This is a genomic window from Synechococcus sp. JA-3-3Ab, assembly GCF_000013205.1.
Classification (GTDB): domain Bacteria; phylum Cyanobacteriota; class Cyanobacteriia; order Thermostichales; family Thermostichaceae; genus Thermostichus.
The window spans coordinates 1-14970 of the sequence record NC_007775.1 but is presented as its reverse complement, the minus strand read 5'-3'; the positions used below and the strand labels follow the sequence as shown (position 1 = coordinate 14970).

At 60.8% G+C, this 14970-nt stretch carries 12 protein-coding genes and 1 riboswitch; of the genes, 8 read left to right on the top strand and 4 right to left on the bottom strand.

Features of this window, described 5'->3' with window-relative positions; genetic code table 11:
* The first annotated feature begins 13 nt into the window (after positions 1–13).
* From CYA_RS00060 to CYA_RS00045, 4 genes are all read left to right on the top strand, one after another.
* The gene (locus CYA_RS00060) at positions 14–754 is read left to right on the top strand and encodes a DUF1995 family protein (RefSeq protein WP_011428938.1); all 741 of its coding nucleotides are present in this window, start codon (positions 14–16) and stop codon (positions 752–754) included.
* Positions 718–1485 (top strand): hypothetical protein, encoded by a 768-nt coding sequence (locus CYA_RS00055; protein WP_041438007.1) that lies wholly within the window; start codon positions 718–720, stop codon positions 1483–1485. The genes CYA_RS00060 and CYA_RS00055 overlap by 37 nt, the downstream gene beginning before the upstream one ends.
* 202 nt (positions 1486–1687) lie before the next feature.
* Positions 1688–1788, top strand: a riboswitch (TPP riboswitch).
* A gap of 5 nt (positions 1789–1793) precedes the next feature.
* Positions 1794–3161 (top strand): phosphomethylpyrimidine synthase ThiC, encoded by a 1368-nt coding sequence (gene thiC, locus CYA_RS00050; RefSeq protein ID WP_011428936.1) that lies wholly within the window; start codon positions 1794–1796, stop codon positions 3159–3161.
* A 149-nt stretch (positions 3162–3310) separates the two neighbouring features.
* Positions 3311–3703: a VOC family protein gene (locus CYA_RS00045; RefSeq protein ID WP_011428935.1), complete on the top strand. Its 393-nt coding sequence runs from the start codon at positions 3311–3313 to the stop codon at positions 3701–3703.
* 58 nt (positions 3704–3761) lie between these two features.
* On the opposite strand, the gene CYA_RS00040 is transcribed toward CYA_RS00045, so the two are convergent.
* The gene (locus CYA_RS00040) at positions 3762–5165 is read right to left on the bottom strand and encodes a phosphoglucomutase/phosphomannomutase family protein (RefSeq protein WP_011428934.1); all 1404 of its coding nucleotides are present in this window, start codon (positions 5163–5165) and stop codon (positions 3762–3764) included.
* 199 nt (positions 5166–5364) lie between these two features.
* On the opposite strand from CYA_RS00040, the gene CYA_RS00035 reads away from it, so the two are divergent.
* Complete coding sequence (locus CYA_RS00035; protein ID WP_011428933.1) at positions 5365–7914, top strand: DNA gyrase/topoisomerase IV subunit A; 2550 nt, start codon at positions 5365–5367, stop codon at positions 7912–7914.
* Positions 7915–7951: 37 nt separating this feature from the next.
* On the opposite strand, the gene CYA_RS00030 is transcribed toward CYA_RS00035, so the two are convergent.
* Positions 7952–8455: a hypothetical protein gene (locus CYA_RS00030; protein WP_228375381.1), complete on the bottom strand. Its 504-nt coding sequence runs from the start codon at positions 8453–8455 to the stop codon at positions 7952–7954.
* A gap of 372 nt (positions 8456–8827) precedes the next feature.
* Here CYA_RS00030 and CYA_RS00025 point away from each other — a divergent pair, with 372 nt between their 5' ends.
* The 3 genes from CYA_RS00025 to CYA_RS00015 all read left to right on the top strand — a co-directional run bounded on the left by CYA_RS00025 (position 8828) and on the right by CYA_RS00015 (position 12640).
* Positions 8828–9703: an SDR family NAD(P)-dependent oxidoreductase gene (locus CYA_RS00025; RefSeq protein WP_011428930.1), complete on the top strand. Its 876-nt coding sequence runs from the start codon at positions 8828–8830 to the stop codon at positions 9701–9703.
* A gap of 125 nt (positions 9704–9828) precedes the next feature.
* On the top strand, positions 9829–11715 hold the full coding sequence (gene ftsH, locus CYA_RS00020; RefSeq protein ID WP_011428929.1) for an ATP-dependent zinc metalloprotease FtsH: 1887 nt from the start codon (positions 9829–9831) through the stop codon (positions 11713–11715).
* Positions 11716–11818: 103 nt separating this feature from the next.
* A complete protein-coding gene (locus tag CYA_RS00015) occupies positions 11819–12640 on the top strand; it encodes a class I SAM-dependent methyltransferase (RefSeq protein ID WP_011428928.1) in 822 nt (273 codons plus the stop codon).
* Here the strand turns inward: CYA_RS00015 and CYA_RS00010 are convergent.
* Both CYA_RS00010 and dnaA read right to left on the bottom strand, forming a co-directional pair.
* Entirely contained in the window at positions 12637–13302 is a 666-nt protein-coding gene (locus tag CYA_RS00010; RefSeq protein ID WP_206336916.1) for a hypothetical protein, read from the bottom strand. The genes CYA_RS00015 and CYA_RS00010 overlap by 4 nt on opposite strands.
* A gap of 194 nt (positions 13303–13496) precedes the next feature.
* A complete protein-coding gene (gene dnaA / locus CYA_RS00005; RefSeq protein ID WP_011428926.1) occupies positions 13497–14900 on the bottom strand; it encodes a chromosomal replication initiator protein DnaA in 1404 nt (467 codons plus the stop codon).
* Positions 14901–14970: the final 70 nt, after the last annotated feature.

Below are 14970 nucleotides of genomic sequence, written 5' to 3'. Positions count from 1 at the left end.
GTTGGATTGGACTGTGGCCGAGCAACTGCAACTGACCCAATTTCCCCACCTGCCCGGCGATCTGGCCCAAGCCTGCGAGCAGGCCATCCAGGCCACACGCCTGGCCCTGCAAGCGGGATACCGCCGCTTGCTCATCGAGATCCTGGCCCCCGACATCAAGCCGGAAGTCTTGGCTCGTCCATTTTTGGAGTTGGTGCCGCCACCGGCTTTGGTGTTGTTCAGCGATGCCGGCGGAGCGGCCCTGGCCCAGCGGGAATGGGGATCCCTCCCCGACGGGATCCAACTGCAGAGCCTGACTGCCCGCACCCAACCTACGCCAGAACAAAGTGTCCTGTTCGTGATGCCGGCGGTTTACAGCCTGGATCAGGTGGAGCGGGTTTGCCAGTTGGTGAGCGGCGGCGATCCCTCTGGGCTGGCGGCCAAAGGCCGGGATCCCAAGCCCGTCGTTCTCCTCAACCCGCAACTTCAGGATGCCGCCGCAGTGGGGGTGGGGTTGGCCGGGCGCCGGCTGCGGCAACGCTTCCTGAGCACCTTTGAGACCAGCTACTACCTGCGCTCGCTGGTAGAAGGAGCCCTGTTTCGCGCCTACCCGGATCCCTGGAGCGTGTGGCAGCAGGAAGAGCCCGGCCTCTACAGCGTCCTCAAAACCTTTAGGGCTCGGCCCAGCGGCGAAGAAGTGGCCGAGCTGTTCAGGGCCAGCAAGAGAGGGGATCCCTGGTGGAGCTGGCGGCGCTGGCTGGGCGGGATCCCATGATCGACCTGCAGCTTCAAGACTGGTGGTCGCGGCAACGGCTCACCCAGCTTAGCTACCCCAACCTATCTCTCAGCGGCGCAAGTGTGTCTTTGCGAGTCATTTTAGAGCCATTTAAAAACGTCGGCGCGATCTGGTATTCAAAGATTTATGGAGAGTATCAGGATAATGTTTTATTGCTGGCCTGCTCTCCAGATTTAGAAGGACTATCGGATCGTGTAAGATGCCTAGAACAGTCTCCTATTCAGAAACTTTGCCGAGAAAATTTTTCCAAACATTTTACTGAATATTTGCTAACTGATGCCGTCGCCTATGAATTAGAAATCCGATTTGAAGGCAAAGACTTTCTTGTTGTCGACCAAGAGAGGCTTGGAAATAGAGTTGTCCACCAAATCTACATTCACGACAACTGCTTTTTCAAACCCGTAGAGGACGATCTCCTAAGCAAGATTATCGGTTGCGTTCTTGAGCAACATAGCTTCTACTTAGGGCAGGAAATCGACTGGTCAGAGATCTCGGCGAGATTAACTGATCACTTGCTCACTTCGAGCAAAATCGAGATCCAAAGCGATCCCAAGAGGCAACATGTGTGGATCCCACAGCTAGAAGAAAAAAGTATCCTCTCGGATCCCTTTTTCAAAAAGCTTTCGGCCAGGGCACAGTGGTTATTGAAGGCAGATAAGCCCGTTTTAGAAAGAAAAAAGCCACTGCCTGAAGGGTTCGCCAGCATCTAATGCTTCTGATGATATTTTTGCCCCCTAGCTGCAGCACCTTCCCCAGGGCAGACTGCTCGTATCGCTGCTCCTATCGGAAAGGGACTGGGGGTGAGGGGAGAGACTGGAAGGGTCAGCGGCGCGACGCGCCAGGGCATTGTCTCAAACTACTCTGATATCGATCCCAAAGTTCCAATCCAGTTCCAATTTCGGTGATAGAATCACAACACGCTAGGAGTGTCTGGGGGCTGCCCCCAGGCTGAGATTACATCCTCAGAACCTGATCTGGGTCATACCAGCGTAGGAAAGCGAGTACCGGAGTTGACACCATGCGCAGCGAATGGGTTGCCCGCCGTCGTGGGCAAGCAAATGTTACGCAAATGCACTTTGCCCGGCAGGGCGTGATTACCGAAGAGATGGACTACGTGGCTCGGCGAGAGAACCTACCGCCGGAGCTGATCCGCTCAGAAGTGGCGCGGGGCCGCATGATCATCCCTGCCAATATCAATCACACCAACCTAGAGCCCATGTGCATCGGGATCGCCTCCCGCTGCAAAGTCAATGCTAATATTGGCGCCTCCCCCAGCTCCTCTGGATTAGCCGAAGAGCTGGAAAAGCTGAAATTGGCCATTAAATACGGCGCCGATACCGTTATGGATCTGTCCACCGGCGGCGGCGACTTGGACGAAATTCGCACGGCTATTATCCAAGCTTCTCCGGTGCCCATCGGCACGGTGCCCATCTACCAAGCTCTAGAAAGTGTCCATGGCAATGTCGAAAAACTCTCGGCAGAAGATATCTTGCACATCATCGAAAAGCAGGCCCAGCAAGGGGTGGACTACATGACCATCCATGCCGGGATCCTCATCGAATATCTGCCATTGGTGCGCAACCGTCTCACAGGAATTGTCTCTCGCGGAGGTGGGATCCTGGCCCGTTGGATGTTGGCCCACCACAAGCAAAACCCGCTCTACACCCACTTCCGCGACATCATCGAGATCTTCAAGAAATACGATGTTTCTTTTAGCCTGGGCGATGCTTTGCGGCCCGGATGTCTGCACGATGCTTCTGACGAGGCCCAGATGGCGGAGTTGAAAACCCTGGGGCAGTTGACCCGCATGGCCTGGGAGCACGATGTGCAGGTGATGGTGGAAGGGCCAGGGCACGTGCCGATGGATCAAATTGAGTTTAACGTGCGCAAGCAAATGGAGGAATGCGACGAGGCTCCTTTCTACGTTTTGGGGCCGCTGGTAACCGATATTGCCGCTGGCTACGACCACATCAGCTCTGCCATTGGGGCGGCCTTGGCCGGCTGGTACGGGGCGGCGATGCTCTGCTACGTAACTCCCAAAGAACACCTGGGCTTGCCCAATGCCGAGGATGTGCGCAACGGCCTCATTGCCTACAAAATTGCCGCCCACGCTGCCGATATTGCCCGCCACCGTCCTGGGGCCAGGGATCGAGATGACGAGATGTCCAGAGCCCGCTACAACTTTGATTGGAACCGACAATTTGAGTTGTCTTTAGACCCAGAGCGGGCGCGAGAATATCACGACGAGACCTTGCCGGCAGATATCTACAAAACGGCGGAGTTTTGCTCGATGTGTGGACCGAAGTTCTGCCCCATGCAGACCAAAATGGACGCAGAAGCGTTGAGCGAGCTGGAGCGATTCTTGGCCAAGCAGCCAACAGCTTAGGCATTAGCTTGCCCTGGGCCTCGAACGAAGTTGGAATCGACCTTGGTTCCATCCCTGCTCTCGGGGGAGTGGGGAGGGGCTCTCTCTGCAAGCTATGCTGGGTTATAGAGAAACCCTTGCGGTTGTCTCTGTGGAGGAGAGAGAAGAGCATGGCACTGAAGCAACTTGGACATGTTGCCGTCCGCGTAGAAGACATCTCTAAGGCAGTAGAGTTCTACGAAAAGTTGGGGATGGTCAACGTCTGGAAGGATCCCGACTGGGCCTATATGAAAGCCGGAGACGATGGGCTGGCACTCTTGGGGCCGGGCTACCGGGCGGCAGGGCCCCACTTTGGCTTTGTCTTCAGCAGCAGGGAGGAGCTGGAGGAGCAGCATCGGCGCTTGCAAGCCGCAGGGATCCCGGTAGGGGCCATTCACAGCCATCGGGATGGCACTGCCTCCTTCTATGGCAAGGATCCCGATGGCAACCTGTTTGAGTTTCTGTACGAGCCGCCAGGCACTTTTGACCAAGCCAAGGCCAAGACAGCCGAGGCAAGTGCTTGAGCTCTGAACTGCTATCGCGCACAAGCAAGCTAGGGGCCGTGGGCGTCCTTCTGTAGCCCTAAGCAATCTTGCTGAGCAGCCCAGCTGCCCAATCGAGAAGACGGTTCACTTCTTCTGAGGTTCTGGCTTCCGAGTAGAGCCTCAGCAGAGGTTCGGTGCCGCTGCCCCGGATCATCACCCAACTGCCGTCGGCAAGGCTAAACTTGTGGCCGTCGCGATCGAAATGCTTGATTACCTTTTGCCCCAGGATCTCAAGGGGGGGATCCGTCTGTAGCTGCTGGAAGAGCCGGGTTTGTTGACCTTGATCCGCCAGGTGCAGGTCGCGGCGTAGGTAAACTGAGGTGAACCCTTCCCGTTCTTGCAAAGCTCGGTAAAGGGCGCTCAGATCTTGCCCGGTTTCGGTGACGGCTTCGATCAAGTACAGGGCAGAGAGGAGGGCATCCCGCTCGGGGATGTGGCCCAGATAGCCGATGCCGCCCGATTCTTCTCCCCCCAGCAACACCGGTGTGCTCAGCATGCGCTCGGCGATGTACTTAAAGCCCACCGGCGTTTCCGTAACTGGCAGGCCATAGCGCTCGGCCACCTTCACGAATAGCTCCGAGCCGCTGATGGTTTTGACGATCTCGCCCCGCAGGCCGCGCCGCCCCGCCAAGTGGTCGATCAAGATGGGAATGAGGATCTGCGGGCTGAGAAAATGGCCTTGCCCATCGAGGGCAGCAATGCGGTCGGCATCGCCATCGAAGACCAGACCCATCTTTAACGGGGCGGGATCCGCTGCGATGATCTGGGCAGAGGTCTGCAGGTTTTGCGGCAGCGGCTCCGGTGGGAACCCGCCAAACAAGGGATCCCGACGTGCCTGCAATTCGATCACCTTCTCCCCCAACAGGCGGCTGAGGCCCCCGGCGCCAGAGCCAAACATGACATCCACCCAGATCTTGGCCGGGGATCCTTTGAGCTTCTCCAGATCCACAAAGCGGCTGAGCTGAGCCAGGTAGCCGGGCCAGGGATCCCAGGTTTCGATGGGGGCTGGGTTGGATGCGAGAGGTTGCAGGTGGTGCAGCTCCTGCTCGATGGCGGCGGTAACCTCCGGCGGCACGGAGCCGCCAAATCCGCCTTTGACCTTGAGGCCGGAATAGTGGGGCGGGTTGTGGCTGGCGGTGATCACCAAGGCGCCGTGGCAGCCGCGCTCTTTGGCCGCCCAGCTAAAGGCCGGTGTCGGGGCCACACAGGCAGAGAGATAAACCGGGATCCCCAGCCGCGCCACCACCTCGGCAGCGTGGGCAGCAAATTTTTCTGAGAGAAAGCGGTTGTCGTAGCCGATCAGGATCCCTGCCCCAGGATAGGTGCGGGCCAACACTTGGGCGCTGGCCTGGGCGGCAAGGGCCAAGTTTTGGAAAGTAAAGCCCTCGGCAATCACGGCTCGCCAGCCGTCGGTGCCAAAGCGGATGGGAGTGTCGACCATGGGGGGGTTGAGGTGGATGCTGCCGCTTCAAGTCATAGCACGAGGTAGGCGTTTCGGTGTTCGGTCTGCTCTCAACTTCTTCGCTTCTTCTCTATCTCTATTGAGATGGGATGTGAGATGGGATGAGATGGGATCCCACCTCGCAAGAACCAGAGAAACGGCTACAGTAACCTGGAAAGCGTTCCGCTCCTAATGAGCCATGACTCAGCAACTGACTCTCGACGGACTGGGATCTGGATCGGGTGGGGGATCCCGTCTAGGGCGAGTAATCGTAACCGATTTGCAGGGGGAGATGCAGCGCTCCTACCTGGAATATGCCATGAGCGTGATCGTGGGGCGGGCCTTGCCGGATGTGCGGGATGGCCTCAAGCCGGTGCATCGCCGCATCCTCTACGCCATGCACGAGCTGGGCCTGACGCCGGATCGCCCCTACCGCAAGTGCGCGCGCGTCGTGGGGGACGTGCTGGGGAAATATCACCCCCACGGGGATCAGGCGGTCTATGACGCGCTGGTGCGCATGGCACAAGACTTTTCCAGCCGCTACCCCCTGGTGGCGGGGCACGGCAACTTCGGCTCGGTGGACGACGACCCGCCGGCGGCCATGCGCTACACGGAGTGTCGGCTGGCGGAGCTGAGCCACACAGCCCTTCTGCAGGGGATCTCCGAAGCAATTGTGGACTTTATGCCCAATTTCGACGGCTCCCAGGCGGAGCCCACCGTCCTGCCGGCCCGCCTGCCCATCTTGCTGCTCAACGGCTCTGCTGGCATTGCCGTGGGCATGGCCACCAACATCCCGCCCCACAACCTGGGGGAAGTGGTGGACGGCCTGCTGGCTTTGATCGACGAGCCCGATCTCAGCCCTGAGGAGCTGTTGCGCTGGATCCCGGGGCCGGACTTTCCCACCGGCGGCCAAATTGTCGATGGCCAGGGGATCCGCGAGGCCTACCTCACCGGCCGCGGCTCCATCACCCTGCGGGGAGTGGCCCGCTTTGAGGAGATCCAGCCGGGCAGAGGACGCCACCGCCGGCCCGCCCTGATCATCAGCGAGTTTCCCTATCAGGTGAACAAGGCTGCCTGGCTCGAGAAGGTGGCCGAGCTGGTCGCCCAAGACCGTCTCAGCGGCATCGCAGATTTGCGGGATGAGTCGGATCGCAGCGGCATGCGCGTGGTGGTGGAGCTGAAGCGGGAGGCCAACCCGCAGGCGGTTTTGCAGCAGTTGTACAAGCTCACCCCCTTGCAGAGCACCTTTGGGGTGATCCTGTTGGCCTTGGTGGAGGGAAAACCCCAGCAGCTCAGCTTGAAGCAGATTTTGCAGCACTTTTTGCAATTTCGCGAGGCCACTCTCAAGCGGATGTTTCGCGCCGAACTGCAGCAGGTACAGCGCAAAGCCGAAGAGGTGGCGGGGATGGTGCTGGCCCTGGCCGATCTGGAAGGGGTAATCGACCTGCTGCGGCAAGCGCCCGATAGCGCCACGGCCAAAGCCCAGCTGCAAACCCGCTTGGGCTGCACCTCCCAGCAGGCGGAGACGATCTTGGCCATGCCCCTGCGCCGCCTGACAACCTTGGAGCGGGAGCGCCTCTATCAAGAGCAAGCCGAGCTGCAGGCCCGCATCGCCGAGCTGCAGGGACTGCTGCAAGATCGCCGCAAGCTCTTGAATTACCTGAAAAAAGAGCTGCGACACTTGAAAAAAACCTTTGCGGATCCCCGGCGCACCCAGATTCTCTCGGCCTCGGAACTGGAAGCGGAGGCGGCCCAGATCCCCGGCGGCGAAGCCGGCGAAGACAGCCGCTTTCTGCTGCAACTCACCCGCAAAGGCTACGTGCGCCGCCTGCCTCTGCCTGGGCCTCGCTCCCGCAGCAACCCGGCGCAGCGGGAATTGGGAGAAGATACCCTGGTCAGCCTGGAATGCGTGACCCCAGAGCAGGCAATCTTGGTGCTCACCGCCAGCGGCAGGGCTTTCACCGTGCCCATCGAAGGGATCCCCCTCAGCACCGGCTCCTCGCGGGGGGTGCCTCTGGTCACCCTTCTCCCCAACCCCGAGCCGATTGTTGCCGCCTTCCCGTTGGATCCCGTTCGCGTCAGCGGTGCGGAGCACTCTCCCGGCGAGGCCAGCTTGGTGGTGCTCAGCCGGCAGGGGCGGATCAAGCGGGTGGCCTTGGCGGAGCTGGTGGGCCTCAGCCAACGGGGAGCCGCCGTCTTGAAGCTCAAAGAAGGAGACGAGCTGGGCTGGGCGGCCCTTTGGCATCCCGGCCACCAAGGCTACAGCGTTGTCCTGGCCACCTCCGGCGGGCGGGTGCTGCGGCTGGACGCCGAACAGATCCCCTTGATGGGTCGGGCAGCTATGGGATCCCCAGCTCTACGTTTGGGGCGCACAGAACAGATCGTCGGTATGGCGCTGCTGCCCCCGCAAGGGATCTTAGTTTTGGCCAGCCGGTCGGGGTATTTGAAGCGGCTACCCCTGGGCGAGATCCCCATCCTGGAGCAGGGTAAAGTGGGCGTGTCGGCCTTTCACTTCTCCAACAAAGGGGATGGCTTGGTGGGCTTGGTGGGTTTTCCCCCCGATCTGGCGGCGCACCCCCATCTGCAAGTGGATGTGATCGCGGAGTCCGAGCGGGTACACTCCTTCTCTCCTGAGGAAATTCCCCTGCAAGGCCGGTCCGGCGGCGGATCCCTGTTGGTCAAGGGGGAGCAGGTTAGGGAGTTGCGCCTGTTTTGGCCGCAGTGGCTGCCGGAGGGCGGGATTGGATAGCTCTGGAGCTTTTGGGGGAAAGCAGAAGTCTGGATCGCTAGGACAGAGAGCCATCCCCAGGCGAGGCAGAATCAGGCGGCTGGGAGCCGGGATCCGGCGCTTCGGGATGGCGGACAGGCTTAGGGAGAGTGCCACCTGACTTAAGAACCAGGCAGCGCACAGTTTGGTGCAGTTCCTCCAGCAAAATGCCGATGGCGGAGCGGAAGTCCCGGTGGTCATCCCGCATTTGCTCCAAAATGGCGCGGATGACTTCCTTACAGTCCTTCAGGATGTGCTGCTGCTGGGCGATGATCTGCACCAGCTCGCTCTGTTCCTTGAGCAACTCTCGCAAACAGGTACGCAGCTCGTCCACCTGGTTTTGCCAAAGGGCTTGCCCCTCTCGCAACTCCATGACGCTGGTGCGCAAATCGGCGGTGGCATCGCGCAGGGCTTCGCTGTGGCGCCGCTCGGCCTCCAGTTGGCGTTGCTGCTCCTGCTGCTGTTGGCGCAGCTCGGAATTGGCCCTTAGGTTGGCTTCCGCCACTCTGAGCAATCGATCCAAGCAGGCCTCGGCGAGAGCCCAGCGCTCCTCCGGCAAGGAAGATCGGCCTCGGCTAGCCCGCCTGCGGAAATATCTTACGGTCACTGCACCTCGTACCTGTGGCAAGGACATTAGACTAGGCGTACACTCGAGCGAGGGAGTTTGTCCCAGCAAGTTGTCCATCGATCATACCGCTTTTCCCAACCCCCCCTGCAATTTGGGCGCGAAAAACCGTCTGAGCAGCTTCTGGGCCGCAGGGATCCATCCATCTGGCAGAGCACCCCTTGAGTTAGAAACAGCGGCCCAGCACCGCAGCCCAAGGAGCGAGGCTGCCTCTTTCCAGGGATCCCGGAAGTCCCTCTAGGATGAAGAAAGTTTGCAGAGAGGAAAGCCATGCTTTCACTAGCCAATCAGGTGGTGCTGATTACCGGCGCTTCTGCCGGCATTGGCAAGGCCGTCGCCCTGGAAGCGGCCAAACGCGGGGCCCGCTTGGTGCTGGCGGCCCGCCGGGAGGAGCTGCTACAAAACGTCAAGGACTTGGTGGAGAAGCAGGGGACAGAAGCGCTGGTGGTGCCCACCGACATGGCCGATACAGCCCAGGTGGAGGCGCTGGCCCAAAAGGCCCTGGATCGCTTTGGCCGGGTGGACATCCTGGTGAACAACGCCGGCTACGGCCAAATGGGACCGGTGGAAGAGGTGGATGTGGCGGCGATGCGGCGGCAGTTCGAGGTGAATGTGTTTGGTCTGCACGCCCTCACCCGCGCCCTCTTGCCCCAAATGCGGGAGCGGGGCAGCGGCCGCATCCTCAACCTCAGCTCCGTGGCCGGCCAGATGTCGATGCCTTTCAGTGGGGTTTACAGCGCCACCAAGTTCGCCGTGGAGGCCCTCAGCGACGCCCTGCGGGTGGAAGTGGCCCCTTTTGGCATCAAGGTTATCGTGATCGAGCCAGGGCCGGTGGCCACCGAGTTTGGCCGCGTGGCCGAAGAGACCTTTGCTGCTGTTGTCAATCCCAACGGCCCCTACAAAGCGATCTTGGACAAGGCTGCCGAGCTGGCCAGCTCGTTCCACAAAATGGCCTGGCCGGTGGAGAAGGTGGTGGAGCCGATCCTGAGAGCCATGACGGATCCCCACCCTTCCGACCGCTACACCGCTTTTACGGGCGGCAAGCTGGCGCTGGGGCTGATGCGGTTGCTGCCCGCCGCTCTGGCCGACCAAATGTGGCGGCGCGTCTACGGCCTGGATGCCCTGGGATCCCCCAAATCGGCCTAGTCGCCGATTGCAGGGATCCCTTCCCAGCGCAATTCCGGGCATTTCGTGCGGCAGGGTTGTATCTTGGGGGAGCGACAGGTTAAGTTTGTTGAAGGACTTTTAATAACCAGGTGTTCCCCTTCCCCATGAACAAACCTCTATCTCCCCAGCGCTGGCTAATTGCCCTCATGCTGGGCTTTTGTCTCTGGCAGGGATCCGGCCTAGCTCCTGCCCACGCCGCTCTGGCCTCTGCCCTCACCTATGACCGCTTCTTGCGCTATGTCGAGGAGGGTCGCGTTACCGATGTGCGCCTCCTCGATAACAACCTGGTAGCCGAAGTGACGGCTGTTGACCCACAAACGCAGCATTCCACCCGCTACCGGGTCAACCTGCTGCCCAACACCGTGCCGCAACTGGTGGATCGCCTCACCGAGCAGGGGATCGAGGTGGCTGTAGTGCCCACCCGCGATGGCAGCGCCTTCTGGGCGATCTTGGGCAACCTGGTCATCCCGGTGCTGCTGCTGGGGGGGTTGTTCTTGTTCCTGCGCCGCGCTGGCGGAGGAGCAGGCGGTCCTGGACAGGCGATGAACTTCGGCAAGTCGCGGGCCCGCTTCCAGATGGAAGCCAAAACCGGCGTCAAGTTTGACGATGTAGCCGGGATCGAGGAGGCCAAAGAAGAGCTGCAAGAGGTGGTTACCTTCCTGAAGAAGCCGGAGCGCTTCACTGCCGTAGGGGCCAAGATCCCCAAAGGCGTGCTGTTGGTGGGGCCGCCGGGGACGGGTAAGACCCTCTTGGCCAAAGCCATTGCTGGCGAGGCGGGAGTGCCTTTTTTCAGCCTCTCTGGCTCCGAGTTCGTGGAGATGTTCGTCGGCGTGGGGGCCTCGCGGGTGCGGGATCTCTTTAAGAAGGCCAAGGAGAATGCTCCCTGCATCGTCTTCATCGACGAGATCGACGCGGTGGGCCGGCAGCGGGGAGCGGGCATTGGCGGCGGCAACGACGAGCGCGAGCAAACCCTGAACCAGTTGCTTACGGAAATGGATGGGTTTGAGGGCAACTCAGGGGTAATTGTTATTGCCGCAACCAACCGCCCGGATGTGCTGGATGCGGCGCTCCTACGGCCTGGACGCTTCGACCGCCAGATCACCGTGGATCGGCCCAGCTTCAAGGGGCGCTACGAGATCTTGCGCGTGCATGCCCGCAACAAGAAGCTGGCAGAAGAGGTCAGCCTGGAGGCCATTGCCCGCCGCACCCCTGGCTTTGCCGGCGCCGATCTGGCCAACCTGCTCAACGAGGCGGCCATCCTGGCGGCCCGCCGTCAGCACAAAGCCATCACCAACCAGGACATCGACGACGCCATCGACCGCATCACCATTGGCCTGACCAAGCCGCCGCTATTAGACGGCAAAAGCAAGCGCCTCATCGCCTACCACGAGTGCGGCCATGCTCTGTTGATGACCCTCTTGCCCCATGCGGATCCCTTGAACAAGGTAACGATCATCCCCCGTTCCGGAGGTGCCGGCGGCTTTGCCCAGCAACTGCCCAACGAGGAGCAGATCGACTCCGGCATGTACAGCCGCGCCTGGCTGTTGGATCGGGTGGTGGTCGGTTTTGGCGGTCGGGCGGCGGAGGAGATCGTCTTTGGCTACTCGGAAGTGACGACGGGGGCCAGCAACGACCTGCAGCAAAACACCAACCTGGTGCGGCAAATGGTGACCCGCTTTGGCATGTCCGAGCTGGGGCCCCTGATGTGGGATCCGCCCAACAACGAAATCTTTTTGGGCGGCGGCTGGATGAACCGCGTCGAGTACTCCGAAGATGTGGCCGCCAAGATCGACCGGCAGGTGCGGCAAATCCTGGAGAGCTGCTACCAAAGAGCGAAGCAAATCCTGCTGGAGCACCGGGCGCTGCTGGATCGCCTGGCCGACACCCTGGTGGAACGGGAAACCCTAGATGGGGACGAGTTTCGGGCCATTGTGGCAGAATACGTGCCCATCCCCGAGAAGATCGGCTTGCCCAGCCCGAAGACGGCTTGAGGGATCCCCTCTCGCTGCGGGATTGATTAACCTGGGAGGGTGGTTGTTGGGGCCGGCGCCCGGCAACTGCCCTTTTGTTTTGCGGCTGTCGTCAGGTTGTGTCATGCTCTCTTCTCTCTCTGCCTTGCCGGTTCACCTCTACCGCTGCCTGAGCTGTGGTCAGGAAGGGCTGAACCTGCCACCGGGACGTGAGCCGGGAGCCGCGGCGGATCGGGTTTACTGTCCCCGTTGCGGCCAGATCTACCCCATCACCGCCTTTGGAGCGGTGGATTTTTTGGCCGCCGCGCGGGACTTGCCGCTCACTCCCGCTCAGGCCATTGCCCATCTGCCCGGGTTTGCCTGGGGCTACGATCGCCTCTGGCGGCCTTGGGCGCTGTCGCTGTTGTCGGGGGAGCGTTTCGGCAGCGAGCGGGAAGGCCAATTGCTGGCGGAACTGGTGGGGGAGGCAGATCCCGTCTTGGATTTGGGCACGGCAGGGGGGTACTGGAGCCGCCTCCTCTTGGCCAGGGATCCGCAGCGGACGGTGATCGGCCTAGACAACGCGACGGGAGTGCTGGCGGAGGCGGCCCAGCAGGCCCAGCCCCACTGGCAGCGCTACAGCCTGGTGCGAGCCCGGGCGGAGCAGCTTCCCCTGGCCTCTGGAGCCTTTGGGGCGGTGATCAGCGGCGCCACCCTGAACGAGGTGCCGTTGGATCCCTGTCTGCGGGAAGTGGCCCGTGTTTTGAAACCGGGAGGGGTGTTTGTCTCGATGCACAGCCAGCAGGTGCAGGGATGGGGGCAGAGGGTGCAGCAGTTGCTGGAGGCGACCGGCCTTCGCTTTTTCTCCGCAGACCAGTTGCGCTGGCACTTTGCCCAGGTGGGGTTGCGCTTGGAGCGCTATCTCAGCTTCGGCTGGGTGGTTTTTGTGCAGGCAGTGCGCCTCTAGGGGATCCACTCCAGGCCAACGCCAAAGCTGGATTCCCGCGCCAAGGTGGAGTGGCGCAGGCTGTAGCGGGCAGCAAGACGAAGGGAAGGGCTAATGGCGTAGGCGGCGGTGATCTCCGCTAGGGTGGCCTGTCCTTCTTCCGGCTCCTGCGGGGCCACCCAAGTGTAGCTGCCAGTCAAGTCGGCGGCTCCGGGAGCCAGGGCCAAAACAACAAAGGCCCCATAGCTCACCCCGCTGAGGCGGCGGTTTTTTTCTTCCAAGGCTCGATAGCCCAGTTGGGGGGCCAGGTTCAAGCGGGAGCCCATAGGGGCGAGAAAGTAGCGCACCTCTGACCCGTACTGGCGGATTTCTGGGTTCTCAGAAGATTGGCGATAGTCGCCGCTGAGGGTGAGGCGATCTCCCAGGCGCAAGTCCTGCAGGCTGATTCGCCACTCAGAAGCCGACTCGAAACCCGCCTGCAAACGGGTGGGCAAGACGGGAGTATTGCGGATTTCTTCCAGGAGATTGGGCGGACTTTGCAGCCAGCGGCGCAACACGGGGCTATCCTCCACAATTTGGCTATCCAGCCCCAGATCTAAAACGCCTGAGAGCGCGGTTGGCCGCGGATCTGCTTCCTTGCGGCCCGCTTGGGTCGAATGGGCCCAGGCCGGCCATGCTGGCATCAGCCCAGCCCCAAGGAGCAGCATACCCAAGCAAAGTCCTTTGCCAGATTGCCCTACCACCTGCAACCCCCGCCCCTCCCGTCCTTAACTGTAGCTGCTTCCAATAGGAGCTTTCACGCCAGCTCGCGGGCGCCGCGGCTCTCAGCAGCGTAGGATGACACCCCAAGGACGGTTCAACAATGGCAAGGCAAAGACTAGCGGTTTCGGCTGTTGGCCATGACTCGCAGCCGCTGGGCCAGGTTTTGCAGTTGCCGCTCAAATTGCAGATTTTCCCGCTGCAACTGGCTAACTTTTTCACAGCTATAGAGAACGGTGGTGTGATCTTTCCCGCCAAAGTAATCGCCAATTTTGGGCAAGCTAAGATTGGTATGGTGACGCATCAAAAACATGGCAATTTGCCGCGCCTGGCTGATGTCCCGCTTGCGAGAGGATCCCAATAAGCTTTCTCGGTCGACGCCGAATTCTTCACAGACCACGTCAATAATCATGTCGGGCGTGATCTCCTTGGGCTCGCTGGGGGGGTTGAGAATGGGCTGAATCGTCTCCACACTCATCGGCAGGCCAGAAATGGAGACGTAGGCAACGGCACGGATGAGGGCGCCCTCCAGCTCGCGAATGTTGCTGGTGTAGGTGGTAGCAATGTATTCGATCACCTCAGGCGGTAGGATCATCCCCTCGTACTCGGCTTTTTTCTTGAGAATGGCCATGCGGGTCTCGATGTCCGGCGGCTGAATTTCCGCAATCAAGCCCATCGAAAACCGAGAACAGAGCCGCTCCTGCAGCCGAGGGATGAGGTGAGGGGAGCGGTCGGCAGCTAGCACGATTTGTTTGCCCGACTCGTGCAACGTATTGAAGGTGTGGAAAAACTCCTCTTGGGTGTACTCTTTGCCTTCGATAAATTGAATGTCGTCCACCAATAAAATATCCACATCTCGATAGTGCTCCCGGAAAGACTGCATGCTGTCTCGCCGGATGGCATCGATTAAATCGTTGGTAAAGCGCTCGGTGGACACGTAAAAGACCTTGGCCCGCGGATTCGCCTCCAGTTGGTAGTGGCCGATGGCCTGCATCAGGTGGGTTTTGCCCAGCCCTACCCCGCCGCAGAGAAACAAGGGATTGTAGGCCCGCCCAGGCTTGTCGGCCACGGCCAGAGCCGCTGCATGGGCCATGCGGTTGTTGGGGCCGACCACAAACCGCGAGAAGGAATACTTGGGGTTGAGATCCGGGGCTCGCATGGGCAGGCTGCCGCTCACCTCCAGCCCCAAGGGGGCGGAAGCAGGAAAACTGCCGGCCTTGCGGGAGGTTGAGGCCACAGCCGTTGAAGGAGCTTCTTCCTCGACCAAAGCCTGGGGAGCGACGGAAAACTCCACTTGCAAAGGGATTCCGGCCACCCGCTGCACCACCTCGGTGATGGTGGAGGCGTAGTGCTTTTGCAGCCAGCCCCGCGCCCATTCGCTAGGAGTGGAGATGGTGAGGCGGTTGTCCACCAAGGATTCAGCTCGCGCCGTCTTGATCCAAGCCTCAAAAGTTGGACGGCTGAGCTGCACCTGTAGATGCCCCAAAGCTTCGTCCCAGAGTCGATCTAGGGAGATGTCCACACCACACACCCAAAGCGACACAGCCAAAGCCCAGCAAAGACAGGGGCGCCAACCCGGTGCCTCTGCTCTC

Coding starts and splice junctions, on each gene's coding strand:
- CYA_RS00015 (WP_011428928.1), top strand. CDS start 11,819: ATGCTCTCTTCTCTCTCTGCCTTGCCGGTTCACCTCTACCGCTGCCTG.
- CYA_RS00035 (WP_011428933.1), top strand. CDS start 5,365: ATGACTCAGCAACTGACTCTCGACGGACTGGGATCTGGATCGGGTGGG.
- thiC (WP_011428936.1), top strand. CDS start 1,794: ATGCGCAGCGAATGGGTTGCCCGCCGTCGTGGGCAAGCAAATGTTACG.
- CYA_RS00040 (WP_011428934.1), bottom strand. CDS start 5,165: ATGGTCGACACTCCCATCCGCTTTGGCACCGACGGCTGGCGAGCCGTG.
- CYA_RS00025 (WP_011428930.1), top strand. CDS start 8,828: ATGCTTTCACTAGCCAATCAGGTGGTGCTGATTACCGGCGCTTCTGCC.
- ftsH (WP_011428929.1), top strand. CDS start 9,829: ATGAACAAACCTCTATCTCCCCAGCGCTGGCTAATTGCCCTCATGCTG.
- CYA_RS00010 (WP_206336916.1), bottom strand. CDS start 13,302: ATGCCAGCATGGCCGGCCTGGGCCCATTCGACCCAAGCGGGCCGCAAG.
- CYA_RS00045 (WP_011428935.1), top strand. CDS start 3,311: ATGGCACTGAAGCAACTTGGACATGTTGCCGTCCGCGTAGAAGACATC.